At 67.2% G+C, this 19347-nt stretch carries 17 protein-coding genes; 8 read left to right on the forward strand and 9 right to left on the reverse strand.

The features are described from left to right. Positions 1 to 5 precede the first annotated feature (5 nt). From gltX to creB, 8 genes are all read right to left on the reverse strand, one after another. Entirely contained in the window at positions 6 to 1409 is a 1404-nt protein-coding gene (gltX, locus tag ABB25_RS05430) for a glutamate--tRNA ligase (protein ID WP_057664735.1), read from the reverse strand. Between the two features lie 148 nt (positions 1410 to 1557). Beyond that, positions 1558 to 3144, reverse strand: coding sequence for a M20/M25/M40 family metallo-hydrolase (locus ABB25_RS05435; RefSeq protein ID WP_057664878.1), 1587 nt, complete (start codon positions 3142 to 3144; stop codon positions 1558 to 1560). A gap of 126 nt (positions 3145 to 3270) precedes the next feature. Continuing rightward, positions 3271 to 4149: a carbon-nitrogen hydrolase family protein gene (locus ABB25_RS05440; RefSeq protein ID WP_057664737.1), complete on the reverse strand. Its 879-nt coding sequence runs from the start codon at positions 4147 to 4149 to the stop codon at positions 3271 to 3273. Then, positions 4149 to 4781 carry a GNAT family acetyltransferase gene (locus ABB25_RS05445; protein ID WP_057664739.1) on the reverse strand — a complete coding sequence of 211 codons (633 nt, stop codon included), beginning with the start codon at positions 4779 to 4781 and terminating at the stop codon, positions 4149 to 4151. The genes ABB25_RS05440 and ABB25_RS05445 overlap by 1 nt, the downstream gene beginning before the upstream one ends. A gap of 21 nt (positions 4782 to 4802) precedes the next feature. Continuing rightward, complete coding sequence (locus ABB25_RS05450) at positions 4803 to 5075, reverse strand: hypothetical protein (RefSeq protein ID WP_057664741.1); 273 nt, start codon at positions 5073 to 5075, stop codon at positions 4803 to 4805. Further along, positions 5068 to 6378, reverse strand: coding sequence for a cell envelope integrity protein CreD (gene creD, locus ABB25_RS05455; RefSeq protein ID WP_057664743.1), 1311 nt, complete (start codon positions 6376 to 6378; stop codon positions 5068 to 5070). Before creD ends, ABB25_RS05450 begins: the two co-directional genes overlap by 8 nt. Before the next feature lie 91 nt (positions 6379 to 6469). Beyond that, positions 6470 to 7903, reverse strand: a complete 1434-nt coding sequence (creC, locus tag ABB25_RS05460) for a two-component system sensor histidine kinase CreC (protein WP_057664745.1) — start codon at positions 7901 to 7903, stop codon at positions 6470 to 6472. Between the two features lie 3 nt (positions 7904 to 7906). Then, a complete protein-coding gene (creB, locus tag ABB25_RS05465; protein WP_057664880.1) occupies positions 7907 to 8596 on the reverse strand; it encodes a two-component system response regulator CreB in 690 nt (229 codons plus the stop codon). Positions 8597 to 8642: 46 nt separating this feature from the next. Here creB and ABB25_RS05470 point away from each other — a divergent pair, with 46 nt between their 5' ends. The 4 genes from ABB25_RS05470 (at position 8643) to ABB25_RS05485 (ending at position 14363) form a co-directional block, all read left to right on the forward strand. After that, positions 8643 to 9500 carry a 23S rRNA (adenine(2030)-N(6))-methyltransferase RlmJ gene (locus tag ABB25_RS05470; protein WP_057664747.1) on the forward strand — a complete coding sequence of 286 codons (858 nt, stop codon included), beginning with the start codon at positions 8643 to 8645 and terminating at the stop codon, positions 9498 to 9500. Positions 9501 to 9587: 87 nt separating this feature from the next. Next, positions 9588 to 10136: a GNAT family N-acetyltransferase gene (locus tag ABB25_RS05475; RefSeq protein ID WP_057664748.1), complete on the forward strand. Its 549-nt coding sequence runs from the start codon at positions 9588 to 9590 to the stop codon at positions 10134 to 10136. A 44-nt stretch (positions 10137 to 10180) separates the two neighbouring features. Further along, on the forward strand, positions 10181 to 13660 hold the full coding sequence (gene mfd, locus ABB25_RS05480) for a transcription-repair coupling factor (protein WP_057664749.1): 3480 nt from the start codon (positions 10181 to 10183) through the stop codon (positions 13658 to 13660). Between the two features lie 82 nt (positions 13661 to 13742). Next, on the forward strand, positions 13743 to 14363 hold the full coding sequence (locus ABB25_RS05485; RefSeq protein ID WP_057664751.1) for an HD-GYP domain-containing protein: 621 nt from the start codon (positions 13743 to 13745) through the stop codon (positions 14361 to 14363). An 83-nt stretch (positions 14364 to 14446) separates the two neighbouring features. On the opposite strand, the gene gpmA is transcribed toward ABB25_RS05485, so the two are convergent. Then, positions 14447 to 15196, reverse strand: a complete 750-nt coding sequence (gpmA, locus tag ABB25_RS05490) for a 2,3-diphosphoglycerate-dependent phosphoglycerate mutase (RefSeq protein ID WP_057664753.1) — start codon at positions 15194 to 15196, stop codon at positions 14447 to 14449. 142 nt (positions 15197 to 15338) lie between these two features. On the opposite strand from gpmA, the gene aqpZ reads away from it, so the two are divergent. The 4 genes from aqpZ (at position 15339) to ABB25_RS05510 (ending at position 19246) form a co-directional block, all read left to right on the forward strand. After that, positions 15339 to 16061, forward strand: a complete 723-nt coding sequence (aqpZ, locus tag ABB25_RS05495) for an aquaporin Z (protein ID WP_211259287.1) — start codon at positions 15339 to 15341, stop codon at positions 16059 to 16061. Positions 16062 to 16414: 353 nt separating this feature from the next. Next, positions 16415 to 16885 (forward strand): hypothetical protein, encoded by a 471-nt coding sequence (locus ABB25_RS05500; RefSeq protein WP_152981039.1) that lies wholly within the window; start codon positions 16415 to 16417, stop codon positions 16883 to 16885. An 88-nt stretch (positions 16886 to 16973) separates the two neighbouring features. Continuing rightward, positions 16974 to 19040 (forward strand): carbon starvation CstA family protein, encoded by a 2067-nt coding sequence (locus ABB25_RS05505; protein WP_057664757.1) that lies wholly within the window; start codon positions 16974 to 16976, stop codon positions 19038 to 19040. Further along, positions 19040 to 19246, forward strand: coding sequence for a YbdD/YjiX family protein (locus tag ABB25_RS05510; RefSeq protein WP_057664759.1), 207 nt, complete (start codon positions 19040 to 19042; stop codon positions 19244 to 19246). Before ABB25_RS05505 ends, ABB25_RS05510 begins: the two co-directional genes overlap by 1 nt. Positions 19247 to 19347: the final 101 nt, after the last annotated feature.

A 19347-nucleotide genomic window follows, 5' to 3' on the forward strand; every position in this document is an offset into this window, starting at 1 on the left:
CGGCCTCAGCCGGCCGGGACCATGGCCACGGCGGCGTGGATGCGGGCAAGCGCCTGCTCGCGGCCGGCCAGGTAGACGGTGTGGGAGATATCCGGGCTGACCTGGGTGCCGGTGATGGCCACGCGCAGCGGCTGGGCGACCTTGCCCATGCCGATTTCCAGCGCGGCAGCGGCATCGTGCAGGGCAGCCGAAACGTTTTCAGCCGTCCATTCCGGCAGTGCAGCCAGCAGCTCGGCCGCCTTGGCCAGTGCCTTCTCGGCGCCCGGCTTGAAGTGCTTGGCCACGGCCGCTTCGTCATAAGTGGTCAGCGGGGTGTACCAGACCACGGCCTTCTCGGCCATTTCCTTCAGCGTCTGCACCCGCTCGCGCAGGGCGATCACCACATCCAGCGGAGCCGGACCATTGGCCAGGTCCAGGCCCAGCTTCTGCAGCTGGTAGACCAGGTGCGGGACGATGGATTCGGGCGCATCGCTCTTGAGGTAATGCGCATTGACCCAGCCCAGCTTGGCCATGTCCAGACGCGAGGCCTTGGAATTGCAGTTGGTGACGTCGAACAGCGCGATCAGTTCGTCACGGCTGAAGATCTCCTGGTCACCATGCGACCAGCCCAGCCGCGCCAGGTAGTTGAGCAGCGCGTGCGGCAGGTAGCCGGCATCCTTGTACTGCATCACGTCGGCCGCGCCGGTGCGCTTGGACAGCTTGGCGCCCTGCTCGTCCAGGATCATCGGCATGTGGCCGAAGGCCGGCACCTCAACGCCCAGTGCCTTGTAGATGTTGATCTGGCGCGGGGTGTTGTTGATGTGGTCATCGCCACGGATGACCTGGTTGATGCCCATGTCCATGTCATCGACCACAACGGCGAAGTTGTAGGTCGGGAAACCATCCGGGCGGAAGATGACCATGTCATCCAGTTCGCTGTTGGCGATCTCGATGCGGCCCTTGATCAGGTCATCGAACACGACCACGCCATCGAGCGGGTTCTTGAAGCGGATGACCCGGTTGGGGTCATCCTTCTTCGGCAGGTTCAGCTCACGCGCGGCGCCGTTGTAGCGCGGCTTTTCCTGCTTGGCCATCGCGGCCTCGCGCATCGCGTCCAGTTCCTCGCGGGTCTCGTAGGCGTAATAGGCCTTGCCCTCGGCGACCAGCTGCTCGGCCACTTCCAGGTAGCGGGCCACGCGGGCGGTCTGGTAGATCGGGCCTTCGTCGTAATTCAGGTCCAGCCAGTCCATCGCTTCCAGGATGGCGTCGATCGCGCCCTGGGTGCTGCGTTCGCGGTCGGTGTCCTCGATGCGCAGCACGAACTGGCCACCGTGGTGGCGGGCCTGCAGCCAGCAATACAGCGCGGTGCGCGCACCACCAATGTGCAGGTAGCCGGTGGGACTGGGAGCAAAACGGGTACGGACGGTCATGTCGAAGGCACTGGGAAACAGATATCCGGCGATTTTACCCCGGCCGGCAGCGGCTTGCCTGACCTGTACGGCAGCGGCTGACGACCCGCCGGAAAGGCAAAGGGCCGGTTGCCCGGCCCCCTGCTGAAAGATCCCCTGCCCCGCAGGCTTACGGCGCCGGCTTCGGCTCCGGTTTGCGCGGCAGCTTCTCCTCACGCATCGCCGCATGCCAGGCAAAGCTGGCCATCACGGCGGCAGCCTGCTTGAGGTCTTCGGCCTCGATGTGGTCCCAGGTGTCCAGGTGGGTGTGGTGGACGTTGGAGAAATAGTCCAGCCGGTCCTGGATGAACTGGAAGCCCGGCAGGCCGACCCGGTCAAAGGCGATGTGGTCCGTTGAGCCGGTGTTGCGGGTGACCACGGTGGTGGCGCCGACATCGTTGAATGGCTTCAGCCACGCCTCGAAGATCGGCATCACCGCCAGGTTCTCCTGGGCATAGATGCCACGGAAGCGGCCCGAGCCGTTGTCCATGTTGAAGTAGGCCGACAGCCGGTCGTAATCACGCAGCTTGCGCAGCGGGCCGGTCGGCTCGCGCAGGCTGGCCGGCAGCGCCAGCTGGGCCGGATCGGTCGGTTCGGGGAAATGGGCGAAGTTGCGCGCCACATAATCCTGCGAGCCGATCAGCCCCTGCTCCTCGCCGCTCCACAGCGCCACGCGGATGGTGCGCCGGGGCTTGACCCCCAGTGCCTTGAGGATGCGCATGGCTTCCATCGCCACCGCCACCCCGGCACCGTTGTCGGCCGCGCCGGTACCGGTATGCCAGGAATCCATGTGCGCGCCGATCATCACGATCTCGCCGCCCTTGGCGCCACTGCCGGGAATCTCGGCCAGGGTGTTGTAGCCGGGCTGGTCACCCTCGTCGGTGAAGCGGGCATCCACGCGGATGCGCAGCTTGACCGTCTCGCCGGCCTGCAGCGCGCGCACCAGCGGGTTGAAATGCTCGGTGATCATGGTCAGCTCGGGGATGCCGGCCGACTCGCCAGCCTTGCGCGAACCGCCACCGGCCACACGGATGATGCCGTTGTCCCAGCTCGACAGCGAGATCGCGGCCAGCGCCCCTTCGGCAACGAAGAACTCATTGGTCTTGCGGGCCAGCTCCTGGCGCTCGTTGTATTCGCGCAGGCGCTTGTCGCGGTCGGCCGCGGCGGTGGCCGGAATGGTGAACTGCTGCAGCCCTTCCAGCGAGGTGGCGTCATGCCGGTGGCTGTCGGCCTCGGTACCGCGCTTGTAGGCGCGCGCATCGCCCAGCAGCAGCACCTTGCCGGCCAGCTTGCCCTTGTACTTGTCCAGGTCAGCCAGTTTCTTGATTTCCACCTGGACCAGCTCGCCTTCCACGCTGCCGTCGGTGCCCGGGGTCCAGGCCTTGGGCAGCGCATGCAGCGGCAGCACGCGGTCACCGAGCATCTCCACGCTGGCGTGGGTGAACTCCCAGCCACGGCCGAAGGCCGGGAAGGCGTCATCGTGCACGTTGCTCAGGCCCCACTCGTTGAACTTGCCGCGGCTCCAGGCATTGGCCGCGGCCATTTGCGGCGAGTTGGTCAGGCGCGGGCCGATGTTCTCGGTCAGGTGGGTCAGGTGATCCATCACCTGCGAGTTGTGGAAGGCCTCGGCACGGATGCGGGTAACCATCTCCAGATCCACCGGCTCCACGGCCGCAGGTGCAGCCAGGGCGACAGGCAGCGGGGCAGCAACAGTAATGGCCAAGGCCAACAGGCAACGCTTGAGCACGCGCACGACTCCATAAGGTCAACAGGATGACAGCTTAATGAAGCAGCGCGGCCGGCAAACGGGCCACAGGTCATGCCCCGGCGCGGGCGCGGGCTCTCAGCCTTCCAGCCTGGCCCGGCGCAGCGCTGGCGCCAGTTGCCCGGGCCAATCGCGGTCGTTGGCCACCTGGGCCTTGCCGCGGCTGGCGGCAAAGGCGGCAAAATCCAGCCAGGCAATGGCCCACAGCTGCTCGCCCGCAGTCTGCGCCAGCACACCATCGGCCGGGAAGCCCACATCCATCGGCGCAAACACTGCCGCCTCGCCGGTGTTCACATCCAGCGCGGGGCTCCATGGCGCCAGCCCGGCGGTGACCGCCTGGGCCACAAACAACCGGTTTTCCAGCGCCCGCGCCAGGCAGCCGACCCGCACCCGCATTGCCCCGGCCGGGGTGTCGGTGCAGCTGGGCACCACCAGCAGCTGCGCCCCGGCTTCGGCCTGGGCACGCACCGGCAGCGGGAACTCGCTGTCATAACAGACCGCCACCGCCACCCGCACGCCATCGACCACAAACACCTTCAACGCATCACCCGGGTCGATCACCCCGGTGGCTTTTTCAAAACCGGTCAGCTGCAGCTTGTCCTGCCACAGCTGGCGGCCATCGGCGCAGAACCAGTCGCAGCGGTTGCGGTAGCGCCCGGGCTGGTGCTCCAGCAGGAAGCTGCCGGCAACAATGTCCATCCCCAGCTGTTGCGCCAGCCCGGAAAACAATGCCATCCAGGCCTGCCGGAAGGCCTGGATGCCGGCCAGCGAGGCCTTCAGATCGGCCGCTACCGGCTCGCCCAGGCTGGCAGCCAGCTCCAGCGACAGGTACTCCGGCAGCACCGCAATCCGTGCCCCCTGCTGCCTGGCCTGGCCCAACACCGTGGTGATGCGCCGGGCAAAATCAGCAAAGCTGGCCGGCGCGTGGACCGGGTACTTGGCAACGGCAATTTTCATCATGGCTCCGGGTGGCCGGCTCCCGGCAGTGGCCGGGTCCAGAAGGTCAGGCGGTGGTCAACGCTGGCGTGTCCGACCTCCTGCCACGCCAGCTGCATGACCAGTCCCGGTTGCCGGGTATAGCCCCGCCCGGCCCAGAACACGGCATGGTCGCGATGGCCCGGCGGGCGCCGCGGGTCATCGTCGGCACGTTCCACCGCGGCAAACGCGGTCAGGGCAAAGCCACCCAGCGCCTGCGCATGCCGCTCACGCGCATCGAAGAACGCATGGCCCAGGCCCTGGCCGCGCCAGGCCGGCAGCAGCACCGATTCGCCGAAGTAGAACACGCTGACCGGGTCGATGCCGGCAGCGGCGAACGGGGCGGCAAATCCCGGGCCGTCATCAACCAGCGGCAGCCCGGTCGAGGCGCCGACCACCTCCCCGGCCGGCGTGCGCGCCAGCACGAACACACTACCCGGCGAGGCCGCGTAGGCGGCGAGGTAGTCACGCTCGTAGCCGGCATCGCCCTGGTACAGGTACGGCCACTGGGCAAAAACCGTCATCCGCAAGGCGGCCACGGCCTCCAGATGCGGCAGCACCTGCGCCCCGCGCAGTACTTCGATGGTCAAGGCAGTGGTGGTCATGGCCGGCATTATCCCACCACCGCCCCGGGTTCAGTGCCGACGGCAGGCGTACAGCCGGCGGCCATCAGCCGACAGCCACCAGCACCATCCCGCCCACTGCCGGCACCAACGCCGGCCCTGCCACTGCCAGCCACCGGCCAGGTCCGCCGGCTGCGGCGACCACGGCCGGGCCAGCTGCAGGGACATACGACGGTCGTGCAATGGCCGTGGCCAGCGCCACCATCCAGCCAGGGCCATGTCTGCCGGCAACTGCCGGCGCAGGCGCTGCCACAGGCGCCCGGCAGGCATCAGCAGTTCACTCATGGCTGCGTCCGAGCTGACGCCAGTCCAGCCGGCGGGTCAGGCCCATCACCGCCGCCAGCACCGCAAACAGCAGCAGCGAACCCAGCAGCAAGGCGTTCTGCTCACTCACCAGCAACCCGTACAAGGCGGCATACAAGGCGGTGAGCATGGCGGCAAACCCCAGCGCGCGCGGCCAGCTGCGCAATACCCCGGACAGATACCAGGCCTGCAGCGCGATGCAGGCGGCACTGGCCACCAGATAGGCCAGCACGAACGGCAGCTGTTCGGACAGGCTGAGCAGCAGCAGGAAGAACATCACCAGCGCCAGGCCGACCAGCAGGTACTGCAGCGGATGCAGGTTCAGGCCCTTGACCAGGTCATAGATGCCGAAACCGACGAAGGTCAGCACGATGAACAACACCCCGTATTTGGCCGCACGCAGGGCCTGGGTATACACATCGACCGGGTCGACCAGGCTGACCTGGATCTGCTCGCCGTGCATGCCCTGGCCCTGGGCGATGGCCTGCTGCAGCTGGTCCTGGGCCTTGGAAGCCAGCGAGGACACTGCCCAGCTGGCGCTGAAGCCGCCCTCACCGACCTCACGCCGGGCCGGCGCGAACGCCCCGCCGAAAGAAGGATGCGGCCAGCTCGATGCCAGCTGCACGCGGTTGTCGTCGGCTACCGGCAGCAGGGCCAGCGAACGGGTGCCATCCAGCACCAGTTCCAGTTGCAATGCCGAGGCTGGCAGGCGGCCAGCGTCATCGGGCAGCAGCGGCACATGTACCCCGCCGATGCTGTCATGCAGGCCCTGGGTACCGGCCTGCAGCAGCACGCGGCGGCCATCCAGCTGCAGTACCGGCGTACCCACCAGCCCGCGCACATCGGCAATCCCCATCACCAGGTAGGGCTTGCCGTATACCCGCCCCGGTACGCCAGCAGGCTCGAACGCAGCAAAGCGTGCGGCCAGCTTGCCGCGCCAGGTGTACACCGGCACCTTGAACATGCCTACCCGCCGCTGCTCGGGCAGCAGACGGCCATCCACCTGCAGCAGCTGCGGCATCTGCAGTTCATGCCCGTGCACGGTGCGCATGCGCTGCACGCCCTGCTCATCGACACGGAGCTGCTGCTCCGTCCACGGGATCACCCGCAGCGGGCCGGTCAACAGCTGCTCGCCCGCACGGCTGGCCGCCACCCTGGCCACGGCCTGGTCACGGAACTGGGCCCGCTCACTGACCAGTGAGCGCACCAGCAGCAAGGCCACCATCAACACAACCACCACCACGCCAGCGACCGCAATGCGGCCGAACAATCGCAAACTTTCCATCGCCTGTGCTCTCCATCGTCCGGGAGCGCACAGCCTGCGCCAGCGTGGTGTGGGCAGATCGAAGCGAATTTGAAGTCAGGGTGAAGCCGGCTCAGCCAGCCGGCAGCCAGATCCCGGCGCAGGCCCCGCCTGTGGGCAGGTTGTCCAGCGCCACCCGGCCGGCATGCAGGCGGGCGACCTCGGCCACCAGGTTCAGGCCCAGGCCGGAACTGCGTTGGCCGGTCGCCGGCCGTGCCAGCGAGTAGAACCGCTCGAACACCCGCGCCCGGGCGTAATCGGGAACCCCCGGGCCATCATCGGTGACCCACAGCCAGTAACCGCCATCGGCCGCCTCCACCGCCACCTGGACCGGCCCGTCAGCGGCAAAGTCCAGCGCGTTGTCAAGCAGGTTGCTCAGCGCCTGGCGCAGGAAAAACCCATCGCCCTGCACGATCGCGGCTGCCGGCAGCCGCAGCTGGAAGGCCAGGCCACGCTGGCGCGCCTTGGCTTCACTGGCCGCCACCTGCTGCCGCACCAGTTCGCCCAGGTCCACCGGCGTGCGCTCGGGCAGGCTGCGGTGCTGCTCCAGGGTGGCCAGGGCCAGCAGGCGGTCGATCATCTGCGCCAGGCGCGCCCCCTGCTCGCCGATGCTGGCGGCAAAGCGCGCCCGGTCAGCCTCCGGCATCGGGGCACCCAGCAATTCGGCGCTGGCATTGATCGCGGCCAGCGGGCTTTTCATTTCATGGGTCAGGGTCTGCACGTACTGCTCGACATAGGCCTTGCCATCGAGCTGCTCGCGCATCGTTGCCAGCGCACGGCCGAGCTGGCCGAGCTCATCGCGGCTGCGCTCGGGCTGGATCGCGCTCGCGCCGAGGGTCACCGCTTCGGCATAGCGCCGGAGCCGCCCTACCCGCCAGGCCAGCCAGGCCGAAAAGGCGCCGCCAATCAGCGTGCACAGCAGGGCCAGCCAGATGCCCTTGCGTACCACCGCCTGCCCGGCCGCAGTGATGTAGGGATCAAAACTGGCATTGGGCTGGATCACGGTCAGCACCCCGAGCAGTTGCCCATCGCGGTCGCGGACAGGGGCGGCCACATGCATCGCACTGGGGCCCTGGGGATCATTGGCATCGACCGGACTGGAGCGCACCCCGTACTGGCCGCGCAGGGTCAGCAGCACATCATTCCAGCGCGAATGGTCCTGGCCCAGGTGGCGGCCACTGGAGTCATACACCACGATCCCGGCAGGGTCGACAATCCGTACTTCCAGCTCGATGGCATGTTTGGGAAAGCGCCAGATGGCCGCGTCCGGGTCGCGCTGCACCGCCCGCGCCACCGCGGCGGCGAATGGCCCGTTGCCGATCTGCCCGGCAGCCATGTCGGTGGCCGCCAGTTCGGCCAGCAGGTTGGCACTGTTGACCAGGTTGGCCTCCATCGCCTGGCGCACGCCCGGCTTGACCTCGGCCACCAGCACCTGGGCCACGAACAGGCCGGCCAGGCTGCCGACCAGGGCGAAGGCCAGCATCACCTTCAGGGCCAGACGTCGCATCGCTCAGCCCTCCAGCGCGTAACCCAGCCCGCGGTGGGTACGGATCATCTGCTCATCGGCCCCGGCACTGCGCAGCTTGCCGCGCAGGGTCTTGATATGGGTATCCACGGTGCGGTCAGCACTGTCGCTGGCGGCATCCCAGATCCGGTCCATCAACTGCGCCCGGCTCAGGATCGCCCCGGGGCGCTGCGCCAGGGCCTGCAGCAGCAGATATTCATAGCGGGTCAGCTCCAGCAGCTGCCGGCCATGGCGCACCCGCCTGGCCTGGCGGTCGATCTGCAGCTGCCCGACGACCTGCCACTGCTGCATCTCGTCGGACTGCAGGGCCGGCCGGCGCAGGCGCGCCCGCACCCGCGCCACCAGCTCGCGGGGCGAGAAGGGTTTGCCCAGGTAGTCATCGCCGCCCAGCTCCAGGCCCAGCACCCGGTCCACCTCCTCGTTGCGGGCGGTCAGGAACAGCACCGGGATCTGGCTGAAACGGCGCAGCTGCCGGCACACCTCCAGTCCACTGATGTCGGGCAGGCCGACATCGAGCACGACCAGATCGACCCCACCGGCCTGCAGCCGCGCCAGCGCCTGGCTGCCCAGGCCCAGATGTTCGACCTGCCAGCCCTCGGCCTGCAGCGCATAGACCACGGCAGCGGCAATGGCGGCCTCATCCTCGACCACGATGATGTGTGCTGGGGCATTCATGCCGGCAGCATAGCTGGCCCGGGCCACACCCCGTACACTTGCCGGCATGAATTATCGCCACGCCTTCCATGCCGGCAACCATGCCGATGTCCTCAAGCACGTCACCGTGCTCGCCCTGCTGGATCAGATGCAGCGCAAGGACAGCCCGTTCTTCGTGCTGGACACCCACGGTGGCGCCGGCCGCTACCTGCTGCACAGCGAGGAAAGCCGCAAGACCGGCGAGGCAGCCGACGGCGTGCTCAAGCTGATGGATGCCCCGCGCCTGCCGGAAGCGGTGGAGCGTTACCTCAAGGCGGTACAGGCCGACAACCAGCCCGGCACGCTGCTGACCTATCCCGGCTCGCCGCTGCTGGCCAGCCGCTGCCTGCGTGCGCAGGACCGGATGGCGGTGTGCGAGCTCCAGCAGGAAGAGCTGGACACCCTCAAGTTCCTGTTCGCAGGTGATGCGCGCATCCAGGTGCGTGCCGGCGATGGCTATGCCGGCATGCGCGCGTTCCTGCCGCCCAAGGCCGATGGCAGCAAGATCGGTCGCGGCCTGGTCCTGATCGACCCGCCCTACGAAGACCAGCAGGCCGAGTACCCGCGCATCATCGAAGCGGTGCGCGACGGCCTGGCGCGTTGGCCGCAGGGCCTGTTCGCGATCTGGTACCCGATCAAGCAGCGACGCACCCTGCAGCCGTTCTTCCGTGCCTGCCAGAAGCTGCCGGTCCGCTCGGCCCTGATCGCCGAACTGATGATCCACCCGGATGATTCGCCACTGCGGCTCAATGGCAGCGGCATGCTGCTGCTCAACGCGCCCTGGCAGTTCGACCAGGTGCTGGCACCGGCCCTGGCCTCGTTGCGCGCACACCTGGGCCAGGCCGGCAGCAGCCACCGGCTGGAGTGGCTCAAGGCCCCGGAGTGAGCCGGCGGGCGGTGAATCGTGCATATTCACAATTCATCGCAACAGGCAATGCCAGAATCGCGCCAATCCACAGGAGCTGTCCGGACGATGGCAACGCGCAACCGCATGCCGCCTTGGCATGATCACTTCAAGGCACCCAGCGGCCGCGAGCTGCTGATCCGCCCGATCCGTCCGGAAGACGCTGCGCCGCTGCAGGGCGCCTTCTCGCTGTTCGGGCCCGAGGAAGTGCGTGACCGCTTCCTGCAGGCGGTCAACGAGCTGTCCGACCAGACCGCCGAACGCCTGACCCATCCCAGCCCGAAGACCGAGATCTGCCTGGTCGCCGCCGAACCGGAAAACCCCGGCGAGGCCGTGGTCGGCGCCATTGCCCGTGCCAGCATCATCCCCGGCACCCGCGAGGCCGAATACGCCATCCTGGTCAGCCGCTTCCTGGCCGGCCAGGGCCTGGGCCGGCAATTGATGCGCAAGCTGGTCAAGTGGGCCCGCGGCAAGTACCTGGACCGGCTCTACGGCTATGTCGCCGAGGACAACCTGCCGATGCTGCAGCTGGCCCAGTCACTGGGCTTTGAGCGGGTTGACAACCACCCGGACGCTGCCAACGGCCTGGTGCGCATGGTGCTGGAACTGGATACCTGAGCAGCGTGGGGCAGCTGCGGCCGGTCTGTTAATATCGGCCGGTCATGTCGCACGATCGCCTCCCCCTGCCGCCGCTGCCGCGCGCTGGCCAAGCACGCGCCTGGTGGCGCGCCCCTGTCTCTGTTTCGGCCCTGGCCTGGCATATCGCCGCCGCTGCACGTGCCCATGAGGGCCCGTTGCTGGTGGTCAGCCGCGACAACCACGGTGCCCAGCAACTGGTGGCCGATCTGGCCACGCTGGCCGGCAGCCATGCCGAGCGGCCGGTGATCGCCTTCCCGGACTGGGAAACCCTGCCTTACGACCAGTTCTCGCCGCACCCGGAAATCGTCAGCCAGCGGCTGGCGGCACTGCACCGCTTGCCCTCGCTCAAGCGCGGGATCGTGGTGGTGCCGGTGCAGACCCTGCTGCAACGGCTGGCGCCAGTGGCACATATTGCCGGCAGCAGCTTCAACCTCAGCCTGGGCCAGCAGCTGGACATGGACGCGGAGAAGCGCCGGCTCGAAGCGGCCGGCTACCGCAACGTGCCGCAGGTGATGGACCCGGGCGACTTTGCCGTGCGCGGTGGCCTGCTCGATGTGTTCCCGATGGGGACCGAGGCACCGCTGCGGATCGAGCTGCTCGACGATGAGATCGACACCATCCGCGTGTTCGACCCGGAAAGCCAGCGCTCACTGGACCCGGTCTCCTCGGTGCACCTGCTGCCCGGGCGCGAGGTCCCCAACGACGAAGCAGCCCTGGGCCGGGCGATGGACCAGCTGCGCGAGCGCTTTGATGTCGATACCCGGCGCAGCCCGCTGTACCAGGACCTGAAGGCCGGGGTGCTGCCGGCCGGCATCGAGTACTACCTGCCGCTGTTCTACCGCGACACCGCGACCCTGCTCGATTACCTGCCGGAGAACCTGCTCACCGTGGTCGCCCCGGGCACGGTGGCTGCCTCGGACGCCTTCTGGGAACAGACCGCCCAGCGCTACGAGCAGCGCCGGCACGATGTCGAACGCCCGCTGCTGCCACCGGCCGAGCTGTACCTGAGCCCGGACCAGCTGCGCGAACGGCTGAACATCCATCCGCGCATCGAGGTCTGCCCGCCGGACCATCCGCGTTTCGAGCAGGCCCACGCACTGGGCGACGTTGCACTGCCGCCGCTGCCGATCGCCGCGCCCAACCAGGCGCCGGGCGCTGCCCTTCAGGGCTTCCTGGAGGGCTACCGCGGCCGGGTGCTGATTGCTGCCGATACGGCCGGGCGCCGCGAGGCGCTGCTGGAGGTACTGCTGGCCGGCGACCTCAAACCCGAGGTGGTGGGTGGTTTTGAGCCGTTCCTGCAGGGGGAGCAGCGCTTTGCCATTGCCGTGGCCATGCTGGAAGACGGCTTTGCACTGGAGCAGCCGGCCATTGCCGTGCTCACCGAGCGCCAGCTGTTCCCCGAACGTTCGGGCAACGTGCGCCGCAGCCGCCGCGCCGGGCGCGAGCCGGACGCGATCATCCGCGACCTGGGCGAGCTGAGCGAGGGCGCACCGATCGTCCACGAAGACCATGGCGTGGGTCGTTACCGCGGCCTGGTGAGCATGGACGTGGGCGGCATGCCCGGCGAGTTCCTGGAAATCGAATACGCCAAGGGCGACCGGCTGTATGTGCCGGTCGCCCAGCTGCACCTGATCAACCGCTACTCCGGCGCCTCGCCGGAAACCGCGCCGCTGCATTCGCTCGGTGGCGAGCAGTGGACCAAGGCGAAAAAGAAGGCCGCCGAAAAGGTGCGCGATGTTGCCGCCGAGCTGCTGGAAATCCAGGCCCGCCGCCGGGCCCGGGCGGGGCTGGCACTGAAGATCGACCGCGCGATGTACGAGCCGTTCGCGGCGACCTTCCCGTTCGAGGAGACCCCCGACCAGCTGGCCGCGATCGAGGCGGCGTTGCGTGACCTGCAGTCCAGCCAGCCGATGGACCGGGTGGTCTGCGGCGATGTCGGCTTCGGCAAGACCGAGGTCGCGGTGCGCGCCGCCTTCGCTGCCGCCAGTGCCGGCAAGCAGGTCGCGGTGCTGGTGCCGACCACCCTGCTGGCCGAGCAGCACTACCGCAACTTCGCCGACCGCTTTGCCGACTGGCCGCTGCGGGTTGAAGTGCTCTCGCGCTTCAAGTCGACCAAGGAAATCAAGGCCGCGCTGGACAAGGTGGCCGAGGGCACGATCGATGTGATCGTCGGCACCCACCGCCTGCTGCAGCCGGATGTGAAATTCAAGGACCTGGGGCTGGTCATCGTCGATGAGGAGCAGCGCTTTGGCGTGCGCCAGAAGGAGGGGCTGAAGGCCCTGCGCGCCAACGTCCACCTGCTGACCCTGACCGCCACCCCGATCCCGCGCACGCTCAACATGGCCATGGCCGGGCTGCGTGACCTGTCGATCATTGCCACCGCCCCGTCCAACCGGCTCGCGGTCAAGACCTTCATCACCGGCTGGGACAACACCCTGCTGCGCGAGGCGTTCCAGCGCGAGCTGGGCCGTGGCGGCCAGCTGTACTTCCTGCACAACGATGTCGAGTCGATCGGCCGGATGGCCCGCGAGCTGGGCGAGCTGGTGCCGGAGGCACGCATCGGCATCGCCCACGGGCAGATGCCCGAGCGCGAACTGGAGCGGGTGATGCTCGATTTCCAGAAACAGCGCTTCAACGTGTTGCTGGCCACCACGATCATCGAATCGGGCATCGACATCCCCAACGCCAACACCATCATCATCAACCGCGCCGACAAGTTCGGCCTGGCCCAGCTGCACCAGCTGCGTGGACGCGTCGGCCGCTCGCACCACCGCGCCTATGCCTACCTGGTGATCCCGCCGGACCGCAAGGCGATCACCGCCGATGCACACAAGCGGCTGGAAGCCATTGCGTCGATGGATGAGCTCGGCGCCGGCTTCACCCTGGCCACCCACGACTTGGAGATCCGCGGCGCCGGCGAGCTGCTGGGCGAGGACCAGAGCGGACAGATGGCCGAGGTCGGTTTCAGCCTGTACACCGAGATGCTCGAACGCGCGGTCAAGGCGATCCGCTCGGGCAAGCTGGCCAGCGTGGACCTGGGCGAGGAAGCCCGCGGCGCCGAGGTCACCCTGCATGTGCCGGCACTGATTCCCGACGACTACCTGCCCGACGTGCACACCCGCCTGACCCTGTACAAGCGCATTTCCAGCGCGCGTGACAGCGCCGGGCTGCGCGAGCTGCAGGTGGAGATGATCGACCGTTTCGGCCTGCTGCCGGACCCGGCCAAGCACCTGTTCGCCATTGCCGAACTCAAGCTGCAGGCCGACGCACTGGGCATCACCAAGCTGGAGCTGGGCCCGGGCGGTGGCCGTATCGTTTTCACCAGCCAGCCGAAGGTCGACCCGCTGGCGGTGATCACGATGATCCAGAAGCAGCCAGCGCTGTACCAGATGGATGGCCCGGAGAAGCTGCGCATCAAGCACCCGTTGCCGGAGGCCGAGGATCGCTTCAATGCCGCGCGCGCGCTGCTTGCCACGCTCGCGCCTGATCGGGAAAAGCACTGAAGGCCTGTCGAACTTGATAAACAGCTAAACTGCGCTCCCCCACCTGAAACGCCGCTTGCGCCTCACGCAAGCGGTGACCTGAATGTTCGATTTGAATGACTGCGCCAGTCCGATCGATACCGAGTATCTGAACAATTCGGTTCGAGCTTTGACCATCGCGCTGAATGAACGCGATACCTATACCAACGACCACTGCGACCGTGTCTGCCGGCTGGCCCTGCAGATGGGACAATGCTTTGGCATGCAGGGCCAGGGGCTAAGGGAGCTGACCCTGGCTGCACGCTTCCACGACATCGGCAAGATCGGCATCCCCGATGCCGTGCTGCTCAAGCCCGGACGGCTGGACGAGCAGGAAATGGCGGTGATGCGCAGCCACGCTGTCCGCGGCGAACGGGTCTTCCTGGCCACCGGGCGCGATGATGCCAGCCAAATCGGCCGGCTGATCCGCCACCATCACGAAGCGTTTGACGGCAGCGGCTACCCCGACGGGCTGGCCGGCGAACAGATCCAGCTCGGCGCACGCATCCTGGCCGTGGTGGATGGTTTTGATGCCATGACCACCACCCGCCCCTACCGGCAGCCACTGGCGCTGGACACCACCGTCGCGATCCTGCAGCAGGAGGCGGGCAACCGCCTGGATCCGCAGGTGGTTGCCGCTTTCGTTGAACTACTCGCAAAGCAGCCGGCCGCCACGCGCCGGTAACCGCCTCGGGCCGGCCTCCGTTGCGGTCAGCGGTCAATAAAAACCCGGCTTGCAAAGCCGGGCTTTGTTTGAACGACCTGCCGTCAGCGGGCCTTGCCCTGGTTGGCCACCGCTTCGGCGGCGGCCCTGGCCGCTTCCTGGTCGCCCAGGTAACGCCAGGAAATCAACTTCAGGTTGTCGTCCAGCTCGAACTTGAGCGGGATGCCGGTGGGAATGTTGACCTCCAGGATTTCCGCTTCGCTGGCGCCGGTCAGGTACTTGTACAGGGCGCGCAGCGAGTTGCCGTGGGCGGTGACCAGCACCGTCTTGCCGGCCTTGAGCTGCGGGGCGATGGCATCGTGCCAGTACGGCAGCACGCGCTCCAGGGTGGTGGCCAGCGATTCGGTCCCCGGCAACGCGGCCGGGTCCAGACCGGCATAACGGCGGTCATTGGCCGGGTGGCCGGCATCGCTGATGTCCATCGGCGGCGGCGGAATGTCATAGGAACGGCGCCAGATCTTGACCTGGTCCTCGCCGTGACGGGCGGCGGTTTCGGCCTTGTCCAGGCCCTGCAGCGCACCGTAGTGACGCTCGTTCAGACGCCAGGTCTTGGCCACCGGCAGCCAGTCCTGGTCCAGCGCCCCCAGCGCCCCCTGCAGGGTGCGGATGGCGCGCTTGAGCACCGAGGTATGGGCCGCATCGAACTGCAGGCCCTCGGCGCGCATCGCCTCACCGGCGGCCACCGCTTCGGCGCGCCCCTTCTCGGTCAGGTCCACGTCCACCCAGCCGGTGAAACGGTTATCCAGGTTCCACTGGCTCTGGCCGTGGCGCAACAGCACAAGGGTACGGGTCACTGCGGTGTCTCCGGGGCATCAACAAGGGGCCCTAGTGTAACTGCCGGCCGCCGCGCACCCCAGCACAGGCAGTCAGCACTTCACCCGGGGGACCAAGCGGCGCATGATCCCCATGCGTCACCCCTTCCGAAGGAGTTTCAGCATGCAGATGTCCAAACGTTTGGCTGCCGAGTTCATCGGCACGTTCTGGCTGGTCCTGGGCGGTTGTGGCAGTGCGGTACTGGCGGCAAATTTCGGCGGCGACGGCAACCCACTGGGGATTGGACTGGTGGGTGTTTCACTGGCCTTCGGACTGACCGTACTGACCGGCGCCTATGCACTGGGGCATATTTCCGGCGGTCATTTCAATCCGGCCGTGAGCATCGGACTGTGGGCAGGCGGACGTTTTGAGGCTGCTCAACTGCTGCCCTACCTGCTCGCCCAGGTGCTGGGCGGCGCACTGGCGGGCCTGGTGCTGTACCTGATCGCCAGCGGGCAGCCCGGTTTCACCCTGCCTGCCGATACGGCCGGAGCCTTTGCCAGCAATGGCTATGGCGCCCTTTCGCCGGGCGGCTACAGCATGACGGCAGCCTTGATCAGCGAAATCACCCTGACCGCCATGTTCCTGATCGTGATCATGGGAGCCACCGATGACCGCGCGCCGGCCGGATTTGCCCCGCTTGCCATCGGGCTGGCACTGACCTTGATCCATCTGATCTCCATCCCGGTAACCAATACCTCGGTCAACCCGGCCCGTTCCACCGCCGTGGCACTGTTTGCCGGCAGTGGCGCGCTGTCGCAGCTGTGGCTGTTCTGGCTGGCGCCGATCATCGGCGGGGTGATTGGCGGCAGCCTGTACCGCCGTCTGGGCCAGCCTGATCGCTGAGCGATGGCTGCAAAGGGCCGGGATGGCGTCGCCTGATCGCCCGCCAGCCTGGCCCGCTGGCGCGGGCGTCATCACGCCCGAGCCGATAGCCCAGGGGGCCCGAACGCCCGGTCGCCGGGTGCCGGCGCGTGCCGACATCTGCCCCGGCCGCTAGCGTCTGCGCTCGCACCGACGGCATAAATGCGCTACAACTATCCGTACATCATTCGTTCAGATATGCAGATCCCTGCACAGCATGTGCTGTTGCCGTAACTGCCTCACCCGCTGTTCTGCCAACTCGTCTGGCGCACTGCCATCGGCCGATGGGCTGCGCCCTGGATCCGCCCCCACGGGCATGTCTACCGGGAGTCGAAGTGAATTACCTGCAACCCACTGCCTTGACCCTTTTTCTGTTGACCGCTGCAATGAGCGCCCAGGCCCAGCCTGCCGGCAGCGACCACTGCCCCGACCTGCCCGGCGGCAGCACCCTGCATTGGCAGCAACAGCAGCGCGATGGCTACCTGCTGTGCCGTGCTGAAGACGAGCACGGCAATCCGGCTTTCAACCTGATGCTCACCGGCGACGAGCCCAACCTGCGGCTTGCCCGTTCCCTGCGCGCCGAACGGGCGCAGTTCGCCGGGCAGGACATCCACTGGTACCGCATGGACCTGGCCAATGACGCCGCAGAGCAGGCGCAATACCGCCGTATCACGGTAAGCAGACTTGGCAAGGACCAGTATGCCCAGCTGTGGTTCAACGCCACTGACCAGGCCGAACTGGAAACCCGGATCGAGCAGATCAGTCATTTGCGGCTGGACAACACCCCCCGGCTTGGCAACCGCTGACCACCGCCGTCTAGGCCCAAAGCAGCATGGCCGCCCGGTACGCAACGCGCTTTAATCGAATATTCACCTATTGGCTGGAGACAGGTCGATGAAAGGGTTCAACAAGGGCCTCTGGGCGCTACTGGCCATCGTGGGCGCCGCCTGCCTTGGTGTGGTGGCGCTGCGCCGGGGCGAGCACATCAATGCGCTGTGGATCGTAGTGGCGGCAGTTTCGCTGTACCTGGTGGCGTTCCGTTATTACGGCCTGTTCATCGCCAACAAGGTCCTCGGCGTGGACACCACCCGGGCCACCCCGGCCTGGACCCGCAATGACGGCCTGGACTATGTGCCGACCAACAAGCACGTGCTGTTTGGCCACCACTTTGCCGCCATCGCCGGCGCCGGGCCGCTGGTCGGTCCGGTGCTGGCCGCGCAGATGGGCTACCTGCCGGGCACGCTGTGGCTGATTGCCGGCGTGGTACTGGCCGGTGCGGTGCAGGATTTCATGGTCCTGTTCATCTCCAGCCGGCGCAATGGCCGTTCGCTGGGCGAACTGGTCCGCGAGGAAATGGGCTCGGTGCCGGGCACCATCGCCCTGTTCGGCGTGTTCATGATCATGATCATCATCCTCGCGGTGCTGGCGATGATCGTGGTCAAGGCGCTGGAAGGCAGCCCCTGGGGCATGTTCACGGTGATCGCGACGATGCCCATCGCGATCTTCATGGGCATCTACATGCGCTACATCCGCCCGGGCAAGATCGGCGAGATCTCCATCGTCGGCCTGGTCCTGCTGGTGCTGGCCATCGTCTACGGCGGCAAGGTCGCCGAGCACCCCACTTTCGGGCCGATGTTCACCTTTACCGGGGTCGAGATCACCTGGATGCTGATCGGCTACGGCTTCGTCGCTGCGGTGCTGCCGGTGTGGCTGCTGCTGGCGCCGCGTGACTACCTGTCCACCTTCCTGAAGATCGGCACCATTGTCGGTCTGGCCGTCGGCATCCTGATCGTGATGCCGGAATTGAAGATGCCGGCCCTGACCCAGTTCACCGACGGCACCGGCCCGGTCTGGAAGGGCTCGATGTTCCCGTTCCTGTTCATCACCATTGCCTGTGGCGCGGTGTCCGGTTTCCATGCGCTGATCAGCTCGGGCACCACGCCCAAGCTGCTGGCCAATGAAGGCCATGCGGCCTACATCGGCTACGGCGGCATGCTGATGGAATCGTTCGTGGCGATCATGGCCATGGTTGCTGCCTCGATCATCGAACCGGGCATCTACTTTGCGATGAACTCCCCGGCCGCGGTGATCGGCACCGATGTCGCCCATGCCGCCCAGGTGGTCAGCAACTGGGGCTTTGCAATCACCCCCGAACAGCTGACCCAGACCGCGCATGACATCGGCGAATCCACCGTGCTCTCGCGTGCCGGCGGCGCACCGACGCTGGCGGTGGGCATCGCCCAGATCCTGCATGCGGTGATTCCCGGCGAGGGCATGATGGCCTTCTGGTACCACTTTGCGATCCTGTTCGAGGCACTGTTCATCCTCACGGCGGTCGATGCCGGTACCCGCGCCGGCCGCTTTATGCTGCAGGACCTGCTGGGCAACTTCGTCCCCGCCCTGGGCAAGACCGACTCGTGGGTAGCCAGCTTCATCGCCACCGGCGGCTGTGTCGCGCTGTGGGGTTACTTCCTGTACCAGGGTGTGACCGATCCGCTCGGCGGCATCAACATGCTCTGGCCGTTGTTCGGCATCGCCAACCAGATGCTGGCCGGCGTGGCCCTGCTGCTGTGCACGGTGGTGCTGTTCAAGATGAAGAAGGACCGCTATGCCTGGGTACCGGCGATTCCGGCGGTGTGGCTGCTGATCTGCACCATCAGTGCCGGCCTGATCAAGCTGTTCGCCAGCGACCCGGGCGTGGGCTTCGTAGCCCAGGCCAGCCGCTACCGTGACGCCATCGCTGCCGGCAACCTGCTGCCCCCGTCCAAGGATTTTGGCCAGATGCAGCAGGTGATGATCAACAACACCATCAATGCCGGCCTGACCGTGCTGTTCCTGTTCGTGGTGCTGGCCGTGCTGGTCTACTCGATCCGGACCATCCGCGCCGCGCGGGCCAACCCGCAACGCAGCGACCGGGAAAGTGCCTACGTCGCCCTGCGGCCGGAACAGGTACAGCCGTAATGAAGAAGCTCGGGCAGGCCATCGGCCACCTCTACCGGCGGCTGGTCCAGACCGCACGTCTGGCCTGTGGCCTGCCCGATTACGACACCTACCGCGCGCACATGCGCCTGCATCACCCGGACCAGCCGGTGATGGACTACGCCACGTTTTTCCGTGAGCGCCAGGACGCCCGCTATGGCGGCAAGGGTGGCGGCCGCTGCTGCTGAACCAGACGCGCTTGGCGAGCTGGGAGGGGGATCACAAAATCAGCGCCCACCGCACGGGACGGCCACGGTAGGATCGACGGCGTCGAGTAATCCATCCGTAC

It is taken from the genome of Stenotrophomonas koreensis (genome assembly GCF_001431525.1).
Classification (GTDB): Bacteria; Pseudomonadota; Gammaproteobacteria; order Xanthomonadales; family Xanthomonadaceae; genus Stenotrophomonas; species Stenotrophomonas koreensis.

What these genes read in the sequence shown, in the direction of transcription:
- ABB25_RS05485 (WP_057664751.1), top strand. Translation starts at nt 13,743, where the DNA reads ATGTTCGATTTGAATGACTGCGCCAGTCCGATCGATACCGAGTATCTG.
- gltX (WP_057664735.1), bottom strand. Translation starts at nt 1,409, where the DNA reads ATGACCGTCCGTACCCGTTTTGCTCCCAGTCCCACCGGCTACCTGCAC.
- ABB25_RS05505 (WP_057664757.1), top strand. Translation starts at nt 16,974, where the DNA reads ATGAAAGGGTTCAACAAGGGCCTCTGGGCGCTACTGGCCATCGTGGGC.
- ABB25_RS05470 (WP_057664747.1), top strand. Translation starts at nt 8,643, where the DNA reads ATGAATTATCGCCACGCCTTCCATGCCGGCAACCATGCCGATGTCCTC.
- ABB25_RS05445 (WP_057664739.1), bottom strand. Translation starts at nt 4,781, where the DNA reads ATGCCGGCCATGACCACCACTGCCTTGACCATCGAAGTACTGCGCGGG.
- ABB25_RS05475 (WP_057664748.1), top strand. Translation starts at nt 9,588, where the DNA reads ATGGCAACGCGCAACCGCATGCCGCCTTGGCATGATCACTTCAAGGCA.
- creC (WP_057664745.1), bottom strand. Translation starts at nt 7,903, where the DNA reads ATGCGACGTCTGGCCCTGAAGGTGATGCTGGCCTTCGCCCTGGTCGGC.
- creD (WP_057664743.1), bottom strand. Translation starts at nt 6,378, where the DNA reads ATGGAAAGTTTGCGATTGTTCGGCCGCATTGCGGTCGCTGGCGTGGTG.
- aqpZ (WP_211259287.1), top strand. Translation starts at nt 15,339, where the DNA reads ATGCAGATGTCCAAACGTTTGGCTGCCGAGTTCATCGGCACGTTCTGG.
- mfd (WP_057664749.1), top strand. Translation starts at nt 10,181, where the DNA reads ATGTCGCACGATCGCCTCCCCCTGCCGCCGCTGCCGCGCGCTGGCCAA.
- ABB25_RS05510 (WP_057664759.1), top strand. Translation starts at nt 19,040, where the DNA reads ATGAAGAAGCTCGGGCAGGCCATCGGCCACCTCTACCGGCGGCTGGTC.
- ABB25_RS05440 (WP_057664737.1), bottom strand. Translation starts at nt 4,149, where the DNA reads ATGAAAATTGCCGTTGCCAAGTACCCGGTCCACGCGCCGGCCAGCTTT.
- ABB25_RS05450 (WP_057664741.1), bottom strand. Translation starts at nt 5,075, where the DNA reads ATGAGTGAACTGCTGATGCCTGCCGGGCGCCTGTGGCAGCGCCTGCGC.
- creB (WP_057664880.1), bottom strand. Translation starts at nt 8,596, where the DNA reads ATGAATGCCCCAGCACACATCATCGTGGTCGAGGATGAGGCCGCCATT.